Below are 14,700 nucleotides of genomic sequence, written 5' to 3' on the forward strand. Positions count from 1 at the left end.
TCGAAACACGGGGATCCCGCGCGTACTTCCTCAGGGTCCGCCGTCCGCTTCCTCAGGGTCCGCCACCGGTGTCCTCAGGGTCCGCCACCGCGCCGGGGCCGGTCTCCAGGCGCACCCGCTCCTCCTCGACGATCCGGCGAGCCAGCGACTGCTCGGCGACGTCCACCGCCTCCGGCGCCGCCTCGGCCAGGTCGCTGCGCCGCGCGTAGTCGTCGAACAGCCGCGCCTTGACGCCGAGGATCTCCAGCATCCGCCGGTCGACGCCCGCCGGGGTGAGGAGCCGGTGCACCTGGACGCGGCGGACCTGGCCCATCCGGTGCGTCCGGCCCACCGCCTGCGCCTCCAGGGCCGGCTTGACCTGCGGCTCGCAGAGGATCACCACGGACGCGGCCTGGAGGTTGAGGCCGCTGGCGCCCGCCTGGATCTGCGCGAGCAGCACCGCGTGCCCCGGCGCGGCGGTGAACGCGTCGACCAGCGCCTGCCGCCGGGCGGCCGGCACCGCGCCGGTGACCGGCCCGTGCGCGTCCGGGCCGAGGACGCCGTGCACGGCGGCGAGCACGTCGCGGAAGTAGGAGAACACCACCACCTTCAGCCCGTTCTCGGCGGCCTCGCCGGCCAGCTCCGCCACCCGCCGCAGCTTGGCCGACCCGGCCGGTACGGCGTAGGCGGCACGGCGCATGGCCATGAAGTTCCCCTCGGCCACCGCCCGCCGGTAGGCCGCCTCGTCGGACGGGCTGAACTCCTCCCACTCGTCCACGTGCACGACCTCGGGCAGCTCAGCGAGCACGTCCCGCTGGTTGCGGCGCAGGTAGACGCGGGCGATGGCGGACCGGAACGCCCGGGGCCCCACGGCCGCCTCGTCCGGCCCGATCTCGGTCAGCAGCTCCGGCCGCAGGTACCCGACGAGGACGCGGAACTCGGCCACCCGGTTCTCCATCGGGGTACCGGTGAGGAGCAGCACCCGCGCGGTCCGCCCGCACCAGGCCGCGACGGTTCTGGACCTGCGCGCCTCGGGGTTCTTGGCGTAGTGCGCCTCGTCCACGACGAACATCGCGACCGGCACGCCGGACGGGACGTCCAGCGCGTACAGGCTGTCCAGGGTCGTGACCGCGATGCCCCCCGAGCCGATCCACGCGGCGAGCGCCGCCGCCCGCCCGGGGCCGTGCACCGGGTGCGCGGCGAGCGTGCAGCGCGCCTCGATCTCGCGCAGCCAGTTGACCAGGACGCTGGCCGGGCAGGCCACCAGGAAGTGCGTCCCGCCCCCGGCCCGCAGGTGCGCGATCGCCGCGATGGCCTGCACGGTCTTGCCCAGGCCCATCTCGTCGCCGAGGATCACCCGTTCCTGGGCGAGCGCGAAGCGGGCGCCGAACGCCTGGTAGCCGCGCAGCGAGACGGTGCGGTGGGCATCGTCGAGCGGCTGCGCCTTCACCCGCTCGGCGACGCCGGCGGGCAGGAACCCCTCGGCCGCCTCACGTTCGGGTTCGAGCGCGGCCAGCTCGGCGAGCAGCGTGTGGTACTCGGCGGCGCGCACCTCGAAGTCGAGCCACGCCTCGGCGCCGGACGCCGCCGGGCGCAGCAGGTCCACCGACGCCTGGGGGAGCAGCAGCGCGGTGCCGCGGGCGTCCTCCGCGGGGAGCAGCGCGGCGATCTCGCCGAGCGCCTCGCGGGCCCGGCCGCGCCGCCGCCGTCCCGCGAACGACCGCCGCCACCAGGACAGTGCCGGACGCGCGTCCGCGACCGGCGGGCCGAGCCGCTCGCCGAGCTCCCTCGCGGCGGCCTCCGCGCGGGACAGCTCGGGCCCGGCGTTCACCAGCCGGTGCAGCGCGACGACCAGCGCGGTGGTGGCGGGATCACGCGCGTCGACATCGAGCCGGATGCTCGCGGACCGTTCCGCCGCGTCGGCGATCCGCCGCGCGGCGGCGTGCAGCTGCGCGGCGGTCTGCGGGCCCACGCCGGGCAGCAGCTGGAGTCTGTACGGGGTGGTGTCCAGGACGTGGAGCACCGTGCCGATCCCGGCGTCTTCGAGCGGGCCGAGCCGCAGCCGCCCGCCGCTGACGTCCCTGAGCCGCGCCACCGGCACCTCGACGAGCGCGTCCTTGACCGCCTGCGCGCGCAGCGGGGCGAGCGCGCCGAGCACCTCGTCCAGCGCGCGGCGGTGGTCGTCCAGCAAGGTGGCGGCGGAGTCCAGGAGGGCGCGAGCCTCCCGCACCAGGCCCTTGGGCCCGAGACCCGTGCGATCGCGCACGGATTCCCGCGTCGTCATGCCGCCTCCCCGTCCGCGCACATGATGCCATTGCGGTATCCGCCCGGATCACCGGGAATGGGGTAATCGAGCCAGAGCCATGACCAGCCAAGACAGGTACAGGGCCAGTTCACGCGTGTGCGTGGCGTCGTATCGGCCTGGAACATCCACCGGCAGGGGAACCGCTCGCAGAGGCTGGCGCAGTACGGTGAGGCGCTCGCGGTGCGCGCCGCTCAAGTCCGCGCCGCTCAGGCCCGCGCTGGTCGGGCCCCGGCTCCTGAGTCGGCGCCGCCCGGCGCGGGGGCTTGCGGTGCGGCGGCCAGCAGGGCGGTGACCAGGGTGTGCAGGGAGCGGGCGACGCGCGCCTCGCCGCCCTGCTCCAGCAGGCGCCGGACGGCGTTGCCCTGCACGCTGCCGATGAGGATGTGGGCCAGCAGGTCGGCGTCCAGGTCGGGGCGCGCTTCGGCGATCAGCGCGCGGATGTGGTCGTGCCAGCGCGCGTGGAGGGGGTGCGGTTTGTCGTCCTTGTGCGCGGTGGTGGCGGCGTGGCCGAGCGCGGCCAAGAGGCCCTTGTTGCGGGCGACCAGGTCGACGAGACCGTCGAGGAAGGCCAGGAGGCGTTCGCTCGGCGGGGCGCCGGGGCCCAGGGGCGGGGGTCCTGCCGCGACGGCCTCGCCAAGGGTGAGCGCCCGTTCCTCCATCAGCGCCCGCATGAGGCCCATGCGGCTGCCGAAGCGGTGGAACAGGGTGCCCTTGCCGACGCCGGCGGCGGCGGCGATCCGCTCCATAGAGATCTCCTCGGGGCCGTGCCGGGTCAGGAGCTCCTCGGTCGCCCGCAGGATCGCCTGGCGGTTGCGTACCGCGTCGGCGCGTTCGCGTCGGCCCTCGGCCATCGGGTGCCCTTCTCTCGTTCCGCGTCGACAACTTGACCGTCGGTCCAGTACAGTTCCGGCTAACTGGACTATCGGTCAAGTTTATCCATGTCGCCTTTGTGGAGGACATCATCATGCGACGGATCCGCTACCACGAATACGGGGACCCCGAGGTCCTGAAGATCGAAGAGGCGGACGTCCCCGAACCGGGCCCCGGCCAGGTGCTCGTCCGCGTCGAGGCGATCGGCGCGCACTTCGTCGACACCAAGTCGCGGCAGGGCCCGACCAGCGGCGCGCTCTTCCAGCGCCCGCTGCCCGGCAAGCCCGGCGGCGACGTCGTCGGCACCGTCGAGGCCGTCGGCGACGGCGCCGACCCCGCCCTGATCGGAGCACGCGTCGCAGCACTGGTGGGCGAAGACGCGTACGCCGACTACGTCACCGCCGACACCTCCTGGCTCGTCCTCGTCCCCGACGGCCTCGACACCGCCACCGCCACCGTGCTGCCCATGGCCGCCCCCGTCGCCCTGGGCGCGCTGCGCATCGCCCGGACCGCGCCCGGCGAGACCGTCCTCGTCCACTCCGCCGCCGGCGGCATCGGCCACCTGGCCGTACAGCTGGCCAAACTCCTCGGCGCCGGGACGGTCATCGCCACCGCCAGCGCACCGGACAAACTCGCCTTCACCCGCGAGCACGGCGCCGACGCCGCCGTCGACCACACCCGCGGCGACTGGCCCGACCGGGTCCGCGACGCCGCCCCGCACGGTGTGGACGTCGTCCTGGACGCCGTCGGCGGCGACGTCCTGCGCCACAGTGTCGACCTGCTGGCCCCCCTCGGCCGCGCCGTGACCTACGGCGCCGCGAGCGGCGACCTCACCGGCGTCCCCCTCACCAGCGTCTTCGGACTGCGGACGCTGACCGGGTTCACCATCATGGGCTGGCGGAAGTCCGCCCCAGAGCAGGCCCGCCGGGACGTCGCCGAGGCCACCGAGCACGCGGCGGCCGGACGGCTGCGCACCGCCGTCCACGCCCGCCTCCCCCTCACCGAGGCGGCCACGGCGCACCGCCTGCTGGAAGAGCGCACCAACCTCGGCCGCGTGCTCCTCCTGCCCTGACCCGAACCGCTATCAGGGACCGTGCCGGTCTCGCAGAAGAACCCGCCGGTCGACCCTTCCGCGCCGAGCGTCGCCAGGCACACCACGACCGCGGCGCCGCACGCGGGGGTGAAGTGCCCACCGGAGCCGTAGATGTCGGTGTCGACGTAGCCAGGGTCGGCGGCGTTGACGAGGATCCCGTCCTTGCGCAGCTCGTTTGCAGGGTCACCGCGGCCTCGCCCTGCGGACCGCCGGACCTTGAGACTCGCCCCGCCATCCCGGCGAGTGCTGCTGTCGCTGGGATGGCGGGGCGCGTCGGGCGCCGGTCTGCGGTCAAGGCGTCGGAGCTGCCCCGGTAGCCTGATCGTCGTCGGCGGGTGGGGAAGCCCAGCCGGCACGGACGCCCCGTCCTCTCCGCTTCGGCGGGAGGGCGGGGCGTCTTCGTCATATCTGGAGGTGCTACCTCTCTGATGTCTGGAGGTTTCTCCCGTCTCCGTCCCCGGGGTCAGACCGTCGCTTCCTCCTCGCGCCAGCCGTGCGTGATCAGCGGGGTGCCGGTGAGGTAGGCGCGGATGCCGGCGGCGGGGTAGGGGATCGTGATGGAGGGCAGGATCCGCGGGTCGCACCACTGGAGCTTGCCGCATTTGTGGGGTTCGGCGTTGTGGGGTTCGCCGTCCCAGCGGGTGGTGGTGAAGAACATGCCGATGCGGGCGAGTCCGGGGCGCTGGTGGTGGTGGACGACTGTGGCGAGGGTCAGGTCGGCGGGGTCGATGTGGACGCCGACCTCCTCGCGGGCTTCGCGGGCTGCGCCGTGGGTGACCGGTTCGCCTTCGTCCAGGTGTCCGGAGGGGAGGTGGAGCATTCCGTCGCAGTACCCGGTGCCCTGCCGTTCCAGGAGCAGGATCTCCTCGTCGCGCTCCAGGATGACGTGGACGTCGATGATGGACCGGTAGCGCTCGACGGTCATGCTTCCCCTCGCGGGTGTGTGGTGGTCAGGTCGGGGCCGAGGGTAGCGCGCGGACTGCGGTGACGATGCGTGATGCGAGTGAGTCGATATCACTGGTGGTGGAGTCGAGTTCGAGGACGCTGATCCCCTGTGAGGCGAACGCCGCGGACACGGCCCGGTAGCGGACGATCTCCTTGGCCGAGTTGCCGGGGTCATCTTCGAAGCGGCCGTGGGAGCCGCGGACGGACAGGCGGCGAAGGAGCTCGGCCTGCCCGCAGGTCAGGAACACGGCCAGGTCCGGGCTGTCGGCATGGCGGTTCAACTGCGTCACGAACTGCTGGTCCACGCCGTCGAGCGCCTGGAAGACCAGCGATGAGGCGATGTACCGGTCGCAGATCACCGTGGTGCCGGCGGCCAGGGCGGGGCGGATGTGGGTGTCGAGGTGGTGGTACCGGTCGGCGGCGACCAGGCACGCCAGTGCGTGGCCGTGGAACTGGTGGGTGCCGGCACGGGCCAGCGCGCCGATCGGGCCTGGTGAGGGTTGGGTGGTGAGGTCGGCCGGGACGCCCGCTCTGTCGAGCAGGGCGGCGGCTCGGCGGGCCAGGGTGGTCTTGCCCGCGCCGCCGGGTCCGTCCAGGGTGACCAGCAGTCCGCGGGTCACGCCGCCTCCTGGGAACGGGCGTGCTGCTGGTGGGTCAGCTCGACCAGCGCGGCTCGGATCTCGGCGACGGTGGGTTCTCCGAACTGGAGGCCCACGGAGAAGTTGAACTCGTCGCGTGCGCGCATGGCTTCGTCGACGCCGGCGGTGGTGAGGTCGACGGCCGTGTAGTCCATGAGCTGGGCGGGGGTGTATCGGCCGGTGGCGATGAGCCGGTCCCATTCGGGGGTGCCCGGGTAGGGGCGGAATTCGAACACGCTGGCGCGGAACCGGCCTGGCGCCGGTTCGGTGAGGTCCCAGAGTTCGCGCACCAGCGCGACGGTCTCGGCGAGCTCGGCGCGCGTCTCGGTGGGCAGCCCGAGAATGAAGTAGCCCTTCACCGCTATGCCGTGCGCGGTGAGGCGTCGCACCACGCTGCGGATCATGGCGGGCGTGATGCGCTTGTCGATGTGGGCCAGCATCCGCTCGGAGCCCGATTCGATCCCGAGCGCGACCTCGCGCAGCCCGTTGCCCGCTAGGACGTCCAGGGCCTGGTCGGTGAGGCGGTCAAGGACGTTGATACGGCCGGTGGCGTCCCACCGTGCCCAGTCCCCGATGCCGGCTGCGGTGAACGCGCTCATCATCTGGAAGATGATGCGGCGGGCCCCCAGGAAGAGATCGTCCACGAACCGGAACGCGGTCACCCCTTGCTCGGCGCGGAGCTGGGACATCTCTTCCAGGATGTTGTCGGGACGGCGGGTCCGGATCGTCACATCAGGGTTCGCCGAGACCGCGGCCCCGCAGAACGAGCAGTCGTAGGGGCAGCCGCGGGCGCCGACCATGTTCGCCTCGACCCGCCCGTCGGCGGGACCGGGGTCTTGGGCCAGGAAGGCGCGGTCGACGAACGGGAGCGCATTGATATCGGGGGCCAGATGGTGCCCGGTGCCGGGCCGCCCGCCGGTGACCGGGCGGTGCAGGACCGGGTCCATCCACATCACCCCGGGCAGCTCGACCCGGGCCCCGTGATCTTCCAAGAGCGCGGCGACGCGGGTCTCGCCCTCGCCCAGGACCAGGGCCTCACAACGACGCATCCGCGGATCGGTGAGGATGCCGGTGGGCATCGCTTTGGCCTGGTGTCCGCCGGCCATCACCATGATGGCCGGGTCGAGCCGGTGCGCGATCTCCGCCGCGATGTCGTAGGTGGGGGCGAGCAGGTTGAATCCCGCCCAGCGAGGGGCGGCGGCGTTGACCAGCCGGACGACGTCGGCGACCGGCAGGCCGTGCGCCTCGGCGTCCAGGACGGCGACGTTGAAGCCGCGCTGGACGGCGACGGTGGCGATGTAGGCCATCCCGAGAACGGGCAGGGTGAAGTCGTTGACGCGCGGCCGGTCGGCGTAGTCGCGTAGCGGCGCGTTGACGAACACCGCGTCGAGGGGATGGTTCGGGTCGGCTCCTTGGAGAAGGTCAGGGCGATGCTGCTCCTGCATGTCGGGCTCCCCAGGCGAGGGTGAACAGGGTGATAGGGCCGAGCTGGTCGCCGGTGATGGCGCGCCATCGCTCGGCGAAGCGCTGCTCGTCGGTGGGCCAGTCCACATCGGGCGCGGCGGTCTTGGCCCAAGTGCGGACCGCCAGGTCGGAGTAGGGGTAGAGGGACCAGTCGTGCAGATGGTCGGCGGCGGCGGCCCCTGCGGTCCAGGGACCAATCCGCGGAACGGTCTGCAACTCTTCGACCAGGCGCCCGCCGGGCAGTTCGGCCCACTTGACGCCGTGCTCGATGTAGGCGAGCGCCGCGTTCCGCAGCGGCGCGGCCTTGAACGCCATCCCGATGTCGGCCAGGTCGTCCCGGCTGAGGCCGGCGACCGTCTCGGGCGTCGGCAGCGCGTGGATCGGACCCTGCGGGGTGTCCAGGCGCGGCCCGAACGTTCGGCGGAGGCGGCGATGCTGGATACGGGCCTGGTCTGCGCGGATGACCTGCCGGACGATCGCGGTCGCGATCGCGTCCCACAGGCTCGGATTCCGCCAGCGCCGCACCGGCCCCAGCCGACGAAGCGCAGCGGCCAGGGAAGGCGGCAGCGTATCGGGGAACACGGGGACGTCAAAGAGCTCCGCGCCGTTTCCGATGTCGTCAGCGTCGACGACGGCTGGAGCGCCTTGAGATGTCATGGTGCCTCGCAGGCAAGCACCGTGCAGGTTGTCCCATCCGGGATGGTCACGCATCATGCCGGCCATCCTGGCCGCACCGGCGCCCCGGCGGGGCGGGCTCACCAGCTCCGGTCCACACCACCGGCATTCGACGTCCGGCGGAGAACACATCACGCCTCCAGTCCATACGGATACGAAGGTGGCCCGCTCAGCCCGAGTACAGCACCGCAGTGCGCTCATCGGTTGGTGCCGCGGCCCCGGGCGCGCGCCAGCAAACCCGGGGCCGCGAGGCTTGTGCCGTGCGGCCGGTGCTCCCCAGGGGGCGGGGGTGTGGAGCACCGGCCGCGCGATCCCCCCACCCGGCCGGACGGATTCCCCAGTCCGCCGGCCGGGCATCGGGCCGCACGACCCCCGCGCGGGCCGTGCGACAAGAGCGGGCACGGCGGGGTTGCGCTCTGGATTGGTTCCGCCGCGCCCACGATCAGTAGCTCCGCAGCTTGGACCGCAGCCCCTCGGGACTGCTGGCCGACAGGTCGGAGTCGCGGTTCAGGATGGTGCTCGTCGGTGCGCCGCGGCTCGCCCACCACCGGCGCACGCCCTCGGTCTCGGTGTCGGTGATGTTCCAGTCAGGGAACTCCGCGCGGACCTCGGCCACCGCCCGCTCCGCGCTCGCGGCGGCGCCGGCACGCGCGTCTCCGCCCCGCCGCAACGCGCCCTTCACCGTCGTGATCGCCTCGAACGGCTTGTCGGCCTCACACAGCCAGATCCCACCCGCCCACGTGAACCACCACCGGTCGAAGTCACCGGCACGCCGACGGCAATCGAGCCGGACGCCCCGGCTGTCCGGGCCGTCCGTCACCTGAAGCAGCCCGCTCTTGATCTCGGCGGTGAAGCCCTGACCCCGGAACGCCACGGCGAGACTCGCAAGGAGTGCCGGGCCATCCGGATCGGGTGGGTCCGCTAGTTCCGCTTCCCTCTGTGGCATGGGACACACAATGCGCTCCCGTCATTACCCGGGGCGATGACACTGCGAGACATCTACGGACATCTATCTGCCACATCTCTGCCAATGGATGTCCATAGATGACAGGCTCGCCCCATGAACGAACGACTCCGACGGGCGATGCTCCGACGTGGCCTCGACGTCGGAACCCTGTCCGAGCAAGCCGAGGTCAGTACGAAGAGCGTCGAGCGATGGCTCTCCGAGAAGGGAGTGCCCTACCCGCGCACGCGCTACCGGGTCGCCGCGATCCTCCAGGAGGACGAGTCGTACCTCTGGCCGAACGCGGTGGACACGGCGTCCCTCAATGGCGCCGAGCTCGTGTCAACATGGCCGCGCCGAACCGACGTACCCCGGCATCTGTGGACCGAGCTCCTGCGCGGCGCCGAGCGGAATGTTGACTACATTGCCTACGCTGGCCTGTTCCTCGGCGAGGAGATCCCGGACTGGATTCCCACGTTGCAGGCCCGCGCTCGGGCCGGTGTCCGCGTCCGCATGATGTTCGGTGACCCGGCCGGCCGCCAGCTCGCCGCGCGTGACACGGAGAACGAGATTGGCGGTGGAGTTGCCGGGCGGGTGTCTGCGGTGCTGTCGTACTACCGCCCCTTCATGGGTCTGTTCGACATTCGGCTGCACGACACCCCGTTGTACGCGTCGATCTATCGGTTCGATGACGAGATGATCGTCAACATCCACGTGTACGGGATCCTCGCCGCCTACACCCCGACGATGCATATCCGGCGTATGGACGGCGCGTACTTCAACACGTTCCTTGAGTCGTACGAGAAGATCTGGGCGTCGGCCCGGCCGCTGGACTGAGGTGAAGTGTGACGCAGACACGGCGCATCGACCACTGGCAGGACCCAAACGCGCCCAAGCCGACCAGCCGCAAGCCGTCCGCGTCCGTCCTGGTGCGTGACGTGCACGACCGGTTGCTGCTGCTCCGCCGGCCTGACAACGACCTGTGGACGATCCCGACCGGCGGCCTGAAGAAGAACGAGACGATCACCGAGTGCGGGATTCGGGAGTGCCGTGAGGAGACCGGCGTCCTGATCGAGATCATCGGGTTGGTGGGCGTGTTCACCACCCCCGATCACGTGATCGAGTATGTCAAGGGCGGGGAGGTCGACGAGGTGAGGCAGCCGGTGAATGTCTGCCTTCACGCCCGTCCGGTCGGCGGCGAACTCACCACCACCGACGAGGCGTCCGCAGTGCTGTGGGTCGACCCTGCCGATCTTGCCGGGTACGAAATCCATCCGGCGGTCCGCCGCCGCATCGACCACGGGCTCAGCGCGACCGAGCCGCACATCGACTAGGCCCCGCCACCTCATCGCACGTGAGGGGCGGGGCGTCGGTCTCGTCTACGGGGTCAGGCGGGGGCGTCTCCTGCCATGCGGCACCGGGCGAGCCGCTCCCGGGACCTGCGGCTCGGCGGTCACGCGGGTGGTCGACCCCGCCGCAGTCACCTCCACCACGATCCGCAGGCCGCCGTCCCGCAGGTTGGGCAACTCGGTCTCGTCGCCGACGCCGAACAGCCCCGACGCGCGCATCAGCGGCAGCAGCCGCTCGGCCACATCCCGAATTCGCTTGCCACCTTCACGCAGCATCACGCGGGGCACATCGAGGGCACATCGACCCGTGAACGTGCGTGATCCCGCGTGATGGTGCGTGAGGCATTTTTGCTGGTCAGAGCGCGGATCGTGATCTGCGCCCAGGCCGCGAAATCGCGGACATCAGATGTCGTAGTAGAGCTCGAACTCGTGGGGGTGCGGGCGGAGGCGGATCGGGTCGATCTCGAACTCGCGCTTCATCGCGATCCACGTCTCGATCAGGTCGGGTGTGAAGACGCCGCCCTCGAGGAGGTAGTCGTGGTCGGCCTCCAGGGCGGCCAGGACGTCCTCCAGGGAGCCGGGCACCTGCGGGATGGCGCGGGCCTCCTCGGGCGGCAGCTCGTAGAGGTCCTTGTCGACCGGCTCGGCGGGCTCGATCTTGTTCTTGATGCCGTCCAGGCCGGCCATCAGCATCGCGGAGAAGGCCAGGTAGGGGTTGCAGGACGGGTCCGGGACGCGGAACTCGACCCGCTTGGCCTTCGGATTGGAGCCGGTGATCGGGATGCGGATGCAGGCCGACCGGTTGCGCTGGGAGTAGACCAGGTTGACCGGCGCCTCGTATCCCGGGACCAGGCGGTGGTAGGAGTTCACCGTCGGGTTGGTGAAGGCCAGCAGGGACGGCGCGTGCCGGAGCAGGCCGCCGATGTAGTAGCGGGCGTCGTCGGACAGGCCGGCGTAGCCGACCTCGTCGTAGAACAGCGGCGAGCCGTCCTTCCACAGGGACTGGTGCACGTGCATGCCCGAGCCGTTGTCACCGAAGATCGGCTTGGGCATGAACGTCACGGTCTTGCCGTTGGCGCGCGCCACGTTCTTGACGATGTACTTGTAGAGCTGGAGCTGGTCGGCCGTCTTCAGCAGCGTGTCGAAGCGGAAGTCGATCTCGGCCTGGCCGGCGGTGCCGACCTCGTGGTGCTGCATCTCGACGTGGATGCCCGACTCCAGGAGCTGGGACACCATCTCCGAGCGCAGGTCGGTGTAGTGGTCCATCGGGGGGACGGGGAAGTAGCCGCCCTTGTAGGGGGGCTTGGCGCCGAGGTTGCCGCCCTCCTCCTCGCGCCCGGTGTTCCACGCGCCCTCGATCGAGTCGAGGTAGTAGTAGCCGGCGTTCTGCCTGGTCTCGAAGCGCACGTCGTCGAAGATGTAGAACTCGGCCTCGGGCCCCACGTAGACGGTGTCGGCGATGCCGGTGCCGCGCAGGTAGTCCTGGGCCTTCTTGGCCACGTTGCGGGGATCGCGGCTGTACGGCTCGCCCGTCAGCGGGTCGTGCACGAAGAAGTTCATGTTGAGCGTCTTGTGCTGCCGGAACGGGTCGAGCACGGCCGTCGACGGGTCGGGCAGCAGGAGCATGTCCGATTCGTGGATCTCCTGGAACCCGCGGACCGACGAACCGTCGAACATCAGCCCCTCGGTGAAGACGCTCTCGCCGAAGCTCTCGACGGGGAACGTGAAGTGCTGCATCTTCCCGGGCAGGTCCACGAACCGGCAGTCGACGAATCGCACACCTTCGTTCCTGATGTAGCTCAGGACCTCTTCGGCGCTGCTGAACATCCAGCCTCCTTCGGGCGCATTTAGCAAAAAACGCTACGGGGCGGCCATTTCCCGGCCATGTCCCATGTGTTTCGCCTGTGTTACGCATCACTATCGGCGACGCACAGTGGACTGGGACCGGGGGTGAGGCGTGCTCCCGTGCCACCTCCCCTTCTGCCCCGGTATGCCGAGTCGGAACCCCTGAGGCGAGGAGATAGCGTAGAGGGCATGAGCGGTGGCGGAGAGCGGCAGGCCGGCGGTACGCGGTGGACTCAGACGTGGCTGAGCGGGGCCCGCTCCGCCTCGGGAGTCGATCTCGGCAAGCCGGGCGGCCGTCTCGGCCTTCCCGACGCGGGCAGCGGCGCGGTGGCCGGATATGGCCGCCGCCTGGTCGCGCTGTTCCTCGACTGGGGGCTGTCGATGCTGGTGGCCAGCCTGCTGGCGCGCTCCTTCGACTGGTCGGCACCGCAGCGCAGCATGTGGACGCTGATCATCTTCGGGATCCAGGCGTGGCTGCTGATCGGGCTGCTCGGCACCACCATCGGCAAGCGGCTGAGCGGCATCCGGGTGGCCCGGCTGGACGGCCGCCCGGTCGGGCTCGGCTGGAGCCTGGCCCGGACGCTCCTGCTGCTCGTGATCGTCCCCGCGCTGATCTGGGACCGCGACTACCGGGGCATGCACGACCGGGCCGCCAACACGGTCGTGGTGAGCATCTAGCCGGACCGGCCGCGCCGGAAACGCGAGAGCGCCCCCGAGGGGGGCGCTCTTCGTGCTTTCGTGCTCTGCCGTTCGGGCCGTTCGGGCCGTTCGTGTCGCTCGGCCGGACGGGGTCAGCGCGTCTTGGGCTTGGGGCCCTTGGGCATCCGGGCGCCCTTGGGCATCGGGCCCTTGGGCATCTGCATCGACCGGGGGAGCGCCTGGAGCCGGTCGTTCAGCTCGGAGACCTGCCCCTTGGAGAGGTTGCGCGGCAGCTTCATCAGGTGCCGCTGAAGCTTGCCGACCGGGACCTGGCCCTCGTCCTCGCCGACCTGCACGTCGTAGATCGGGACCTGCTGGGCGGCGCGGGAGATGCGCTTCTTCTCGGCGCCGAGCAGCGGGCCGACGCGGTTACGCGGACCCTCGGAGACCAGCACCACCCCGGCGCGGCCCACGGCGCGGTGCACCATGTCGAGGTTGCGGTTGCCGCTCACGGCCTCGGTGACCGTCCAGCCGCCGCGCATGTTCTTCAGGATGGCCGCGGCGGCGCCGGGCTGGCCGGCGATCGCCTTGTACTGCGCGCGCTGCGCCAGCTGACCGAATATGATCATGCCTACCGCGGCGGCGGCCAGCACGCCCAGCGGGATGAAGAACCACGGCTGGCCGATGAGGAACCCGATGAGGACGACGACGACCAGGGTGCCGAGCGCCGAGGCGAAGACGATCGGTAGGGCCTTCGGGTCGGCCTGGCGGAGCACCTGGGCGACCATGCGGATCTGCTTGAGGCGGCCCGGACGCTCCTGGGCACCGTCCGTGGGCTTTTTCGACATGCCCTCAAGGATAGTCGTGCCGCACCCCTCGAACGGTCACCCCTGCCGGGCCTCGATCGCCTGCCGGTAGAGCCGGCCCGCGCGGTAGCTGGAACGCACCAGCGGACCGGACATGACGCCGGTGAACCCGATCTCCTCGGCCTCGGCCGACAGCTCGACGAACTCCTCGGGCTTGACCCACCGCTCCACCGGGTGGTGCCGCGGGCTCGGCCGCAGGTACTGGGTGATGGTGATCAGCTCGCAGCCGGCCCCGTGCAGGTCGCGCAGCGCCTGGGAGACCTCCTCGCGGGTCTCGCCCATGCCGAGGATCAGGTTGGACTTGGTCACCAGGCCGTCCTCGCGGGCCCGGGTGATGACCTCCAGCGACCGCTCGTACCGGAACCCGGGGCGGATCCGCTTGAAGATCCGCGGCACCGTCTCCACGTTGTGCGCCAGCACCTCGGGACGCGACCCGAACACCTCGGCGAGCTGCGCGGGCACCGCGTTGAAGTCGGGGATCAGCAGCTCGACGCCGCAGCCGGGCACCGCCGCGTGGATCTGCCGGACGGTCTCGGCGTACAGCCACGCGCCGCCGTCCTCGAGGTCGTCGCGCGCGACGCCGGTGATCGTGGCGTACTTCAGCCCCATCGTGGTGACCGACTCGGCCACCCGGCGCGGCTCGTCGCGGTCGAGCGCCGCGGGCTTGCCGGTGTCGATCTGGCAGAAGTCGCAGCGCCGGGTGCACTGGTCGCCGCCGATGAGGAAGGTCGCCTCGCGGTCCTCCCAACATTCGTAGATGTTGGGACAGCCGGCCTCCTGGCACACCGTGTGCAGGCCCTCGGTCTTGACCAGCTGGACGAGCTCGCGGTACTGCGGGCCCATCTTCAGCCGGGTCTTGATCCACTCGGGCTTGCGCTCGATCGGGGTCTGGCTGTTGCGGGCCTCAACGCGCAGGAGCTTGCGCCCCTCAGGTGTCACCGTAGTCACGAGTCCAGGGTACGTCCCGATCATCGGTGTCGGAACCGCGCCCAGGACGGCCCGGGACGGCCGGGCACGGCCGGGGACGGAACGGCGTCCGGCGTGCCGTTTCCCGCATTTCCACCTTCTGACGCAGGAGATCTCTTAAGG

Annotated in this window: 15 protein-coding genes; 4 read left to right on the forward strand and 11 right to left on the reverse strand. The window is 71.1% G+C overall.

Going from position 1 to position 14,700, the window contains the following annotated elements; genetic code table 11:
* Positions 1 to 52: 52 nt before the first annotated feature.
* Positions 53 to 2,263 (reverse strand): DEAD/DEAH box helicase, encoded by a 2,211-nt coding sequence (locus tag OHA34_RS35140; protein ID WP_329520053.1) that lies wholly within the window; start codon positions 2,261 to 2,263, stop codon positions 53 to 55.
* Positions 2,264 to 2,490: 227 nt separating this feature from the next.
* On the reverse strand, positions 2,491 to 3,135 hold the full coding sequence (locus OHA34_RS35145; protein WP_285936995.1) for a TetR/AcrR family transcriptional regulator: 645 nt from the start codon (positions 3,133 to 3,135) through the stop codon (positions 2,491 to 2,493).
* A 113-nt stretch (positions 3,136 to 3,248) separates the two neighbouring features.
* Between OHA34_RS35145 and OHA34_RS35150 the strand changes: the two genes are divergently transcribed.
* The gene (locus OHA34_RS35150) at positions 3,249 to 4,226 is read left to right on the forward strand and encodes a quinone oxidoreductase family protein (protein WP_329520054.1); all 978 of its coding nucleotides are present in this window, start codon (positions 3,249 to 3,251) and stop codon (positions 4,224 to 4,226) included.
* 484 nt (positions 4,227 to 4,710) lie between these two features.
* Here the strand turns inward: OHA34_RS35150 and OHA34_RS35155 are convergent, their stop codons facing one another.
* The 5 genes from OHA34_RS35155 to OHA34_RS35175 all read right to left on the reverse strand — a co-directional run bounded on the left by OHA34_RS35155 (position 4,711) and on the right by OHA34_RS35175 (position 8,843).
* On the reverse strand, positions 4,711 to 5,172 hold the full coding sequence (locus tag OHA34_RS35155; protein ID WP_329520055.1) for an NUDIX hydrolase: 462 nt from the start codon (positions 5,170 to 5,172) through the stop codon (positions 4,711 to 4,713).
* Between the two features lie 25 nt (positions 5,173 to 5,197).
* Positions 5,198 to 5,812 (reverse strand): dTMP kinase, encoded by a 615-nt coding sequence (gene tmk / locus OHA34_RS35160; RefSeq protein WP_329520056.1) that lies wholly within the window; start codon positions 5,810 to 5,812, stop codon positions 5,198 to 5,200.
* Positions 5,809 to 7,275: a B12-binding domain-containing radical SAM protein gene (locus OHA34_RS35165; protein ID WP_329520057.1), complete on the reverse strand. Its 1,467-nt coding sequence runs from the start codon at positions 7,273 to 7,275 to the stop codon at positions 5,809 to 5,811. The genes tmk and OHA34_RS35165 overlap by 4 nt, the downstream gene beginning before the upstream one ends.
* The gene (locus OHA34_RS35170) at positions 7,253 to 7,819 is read right to left on the reverse strand and encodes a hypothetical protein (RefSeq protein ID WP_329520058.1); all 567 of its coding nucleotides are present in this window, start codon (positions 7,817 to 7,819) and stop codon (positions 7,253 to 7,255) included. The genes OHA34_RS35165 and OHA34_RS35170 overlap by 23 nt, the downstream gene beginning before the upstream one ends.
* Positions 7,820 to 8,411: 592 nt before the next feature.
* Positions 8,412 to 8,843, reverse strand: a complete 432-nt coding sequence (locus OHA34_RS35175; RefSeq protein WP_329520059.1) for a hypothetical protein — start codon at positions 8,841 to 8,843, stop codon at positions 8,412 to 8,414.
* A 186-nt stretch (positions 8,844 to 9,029) separates the two neighbouring features.
* Between OHA34_RS35175 and OHA34_RS35180 the strand changes: the two genes are divergently transcribed.
* Both OHA34_RS35180 and OHA34_RS35185 read left to right on the forward strand, forming a co-directional pair.
* Positions 9,030 to 9,749 (forward strand): XRE family transcriptional regulator, encoded by a 720-nt coding sequence (locus OHA34_RS35180; protein WP_329520060.1) that lies wholly within the window; start codon positions 9,030 to 9,032, stop codon positions 9,747 to 9,749.
* An 8-nt stretch (positions 9,750 to 9,757) separates the two neighbouring features.
* A complete protein-coding gene (locus tag OHA34_RS35185; protein ID WP_329520061.1) occupies positions 9,758 to 10,246 on the forward strand; it encodes an NUDIX hydrolase in 489 nt (162 codons plus the stop codon).
* 45 nt (positions 10,247 to 10,291) lie between these two features.
* Here the strand turns inward: OHA34_RS35185 and OHA34_RS35190 are convergent, their stop codons facing one another.
* Positions 10,292 to 10,540 carry a hypothetical protein gene (locus tag OHA34_RS35190; protein ID WP_329520062.1) on the reverse strand — a complete coding sequence of 83 codons (249 nt, stop codon included), beginning with the start codon at positions 10,538 to 10,540 and terminating at the stop codon, positions 10,292 to 10,294.
* Between the two features lie 123 nt (positions 10,541 to 10,663).
* Entirely contained in the window at positions 10,664 to 12,088 is a 1,425-nt protein-coding gene (gene glnA, locus OHA34_RS35195) for a type I glutamate--ammonia ligase (RefSeq protein WP_285936987.1), read from the reverse strand.
* Positions 12,089 to 12,295: 207 nt separating this feature from the next.
* Here glnA and OHA34_RS35200 point away from each other — a divergent pair, with 207 nt between their 5' ends.
* Positions 12,296 to 12,784: an RDD family protein gene (locus tag OHA34_RS35200; protein WP_285936986.1), complete on the forward strand. Its 489-nt coding sequence runs from the start codon at positions 12,296 to 12,298 to the stop codon at positions 12,782 to 12,784.
* Between the two features lie 113 nt (positions 12,785 to 12,897).
* On the opposite strand, the gene OHA34_RS35205 is transcribed toward OHA34_RS35200, so the two are convergent.
* Together OHA34_RS35205 and lipA are read right to left on the reverse strand one after the other, a co-directional pair.
* Positions 12,898 to 13,593 (reverse strand): DUF4191 domain-containing protein, encoded by a 696-nt coding sequence (locus OHA34_RS35205; RefSeq protein WP_285936985.1) that lies wholly within the window; start codon positions 13,591 to 13,593, stop codon positions 12,898 to 12,900.
* A 36-nt stretch (positions 13,594 to 13,629) separates the two neighbouring features.
* Positions 13,630 to 14,559 carry a lipoyl synthase gene (gene lipA, locus OHA34_RS35210; protein WP_285936984.1) on the reverse strand — a complete coding sequence of 310 codons (930 nt, stop codon included), beginning with the start codon at positions 14,557 to 14,559 and terminating at the stop codon, positions 13,630 to 13,632.
* Between the last annotated feature and the right edge of the window lie 141 nt (positions 14,560 to 14,700).

The organism is Spirillospora sp. NBC_01491, from assembly GCF_036227065.1.
Classification (GTDB): Bacteria; Actinomycetota; Actinomycetes; order Streptosporangiales; family Streptosporangiaceae; genus Spirillospora; species Spirillospora xylanilytica.